General features: G+C 45.2%; 1 protein-coding gene and 1 pseudogene. One reads left to right on the top strand and one right to left on the bottom strand.

Annotation, left to right across the window (positions count from 1 at the left end):
- Positions 1 to 126: 126 nt before the first annotated feature.
- Entirely contained in the window at positions 127 to 1,488 is a 1,362-nt protein-coding gene (locus KDK17_RS09955; RefSeq protein ID WP_257280782.1) for an OprD family porin, read from the top strand.
- 2 nt (positions 1,489 to 1,490) lie between these two features.
- Here the strand turns inward: KDK17_RS09955 and KDK17_RS09950 are convergent.
- Positions 1,491 to 2,360, bottom strand: a pseudogene (locus KDK17_RS09950) (hypothetical protein); the annotation flags it as partial.

Here is a 2,360-nt window from a genome sequence, read left to right as displayed (position 1 = left end):
TTTGGTTGGTCGGTGCCTGGGTGTCGGACTTTGTTATTAAGCAAGCTGACAGTCATCGGGTTGTCACGGAAAATGTGAAGGGGTGGCTGTCGTTCAATCCATGACGGCTCTTTAGCAGGTTTTAATATGCACTTAAAATCAGGTTTACAACCATCAGCGCTTCTTGCTTCAGGACTCTGGACTGCTGCAGTTTTATCGAGTGAATCATTACCCGATAACTCTTCCTTTATTAGTAATACGGCATTAGGCGGAAAGCTTCGGACTGTATACTATGATGTACACAACACCGTAAAAGACTCGACACTCGGAGCCTGGACCGGAGGCTTATCGCTTGATTTGAGTTCCAGTCTGGGAGAAGTGGTGGGATTAGGAGCCAGTTTCTACAGTGCTGTCAAGTTATATATGCCCGAAGAGAATGCTTATTCATATCAGCTTTTAAATGGTGATAATGAAGGGTTCAGTAAGCTGGGACAAGCCTATATCGAAGTAAAATTACCGTCAACATACGAAGACCGGTCAGTCAGCTTTAAGGCGGGACGTCAGAATTTACGTACCGGACTGATTTCCGGCTCCAGCTCAAGAACAGTTCCCAGCAACTGGAATGGATATAACCTCAAAGGCACGATTGAAAACCTGAAAATCGGTTTGGCCCTGGTTGATCAGATGTCACTTAGAAATCAGGCTGGTTTTCATAGTCTGACGAACTTTTCCGGGGAGAAAATTGATTACATCATAGGTGCTGAAGCTATCTATACACTTCAGTTTTCCCATGAGCGTGAATTGCGGCTTAAATATCGCAATGCTTTTGCCAAAGAATTTTTACAGGCACATAACGGCGATATCTTATTTACCACTTACGCAGGACAGAATCTAAAAATTAATTTGGGGGGTAGCTATTATCAAACCCAAAAAAGTGGTCGTCTTTGGGAGGGTACAGGCTGGGGCGGTTCACCATTATTTGATGATAAGGCCAGTGTTATCAATCTTCACGGGGGGCTGATGGCTGGTTCATGGCATTTTCGTGCAGGAGTCAGCCATTTTAAAGCGCCATCCAGCGCAAAAGCTTCTGGCACCCATTACACTCCACCTGGTGCTTATTATTATGATTTTGGAGCAAACACCCACGGAACCTGGGATATTAACACTTCCGGTTCTGCTGAAGATATGTTGTACGACGGTGAAACAGCATGGATGATGGGCCTTGCCTATAATTTTTCAGAATCCTGGCTCAAAGGGCTGAAGGCCGGTTATGCATTTTATTATGGCTCCGGCATGGAAGTCAGCGCTCCAGACGGCCAAAAAATAGCGGTTGCAGAACGCGAACACGACATTCATCTGGTTTATGCATTTCCAAAGACAGTGTTGGAAGGTTTGAAATTCAAGCTGAAGTACGGCCTTTATCAAAATGATAAGGCATTACGAAAAGCCATCCGCAAAGAAGAAAACGATTTGCGCATCTGGCTCGATTATGATTTCCAGATTTTCTGATTTCATTCTGGGGTACTGTCGCCTTGGGGAGGCCTGATGACGGCATAAAAGCGTCGGCAACGTTCCATTTCAGCCTGATATCTTCTTTTAAAGGATGGGCTAAGGGTTGTCAGTCTTTCCCAGCTTGTTGACACGGTTACCCTGGGATCAACAACCCGGCAACGGAGATTCTCGAAGGTTGTGCTAGCCTCACGTGCATCAGTTGTCTCATAAACCCGGTACCAAGCTGATTTTATTTTCTCAACAAGAGCGGCAACCTTTGTATCTTTACTTCTTAGCATGGACTGCCATACTTCATCATCGCCCTTTTGGTATTTGATGTCTTCCAGCGTCAGTTCATTGATATACATCATGCGTCTGATGGTCTCCGTCGTCCATCGGTAGAGTGTCCGTCCCCAGGCTGTGACAAATATATTCTTGTTGAGTTCCAGGCTTGCGTCTGCCAGTAACTGTGCTGAACTCTGACTGCTAAAATACCAGTGGTTAGTGAACGGATCATGGTGAAGGGACGTTATGATTTGATCGACCTCTGCCCTGGTTAGAATTTCCCTTCTGGCTGAGCCCTGTAATATGTAATCCAGCCGGTCTGCGCATAAATCCGGCAGCTCTCTCTCAAGCATTGTAAATTGAATATTCTCAGGGTCTATGTCGTTAGGCGTCAGACCATGATTCTCTAATATTGGAGTAATCCCGTGCTTTTCCAAAAAACCTAAAAATAAGGAATCATGGTAATTAGGATTACCTGCAGAGTTTGTGGAAAAAAGATAATCTGAGACATGGCTGAATGCCGTGTGAGATATATCGTGGAGTAACCCGCTGACTGTCAGCTTGCTTAATAACAAAGTCCGACACCCAGGCACCGACCAACCAAA

The organism is Endozoicomonas sp. SESOKO2, from assembly GCF_024606245.1.
In the GTDB taxonomy this organism is placed as follows: Bacteria; Pseudomonadota; Gammaproteobacteria; order Pseudomonadales; family Endozoicomonadaceae; genus Endozoicomonas_A.
This window is presented reverse-complemented; position numbering and strand designations above follow the sequence as displayed.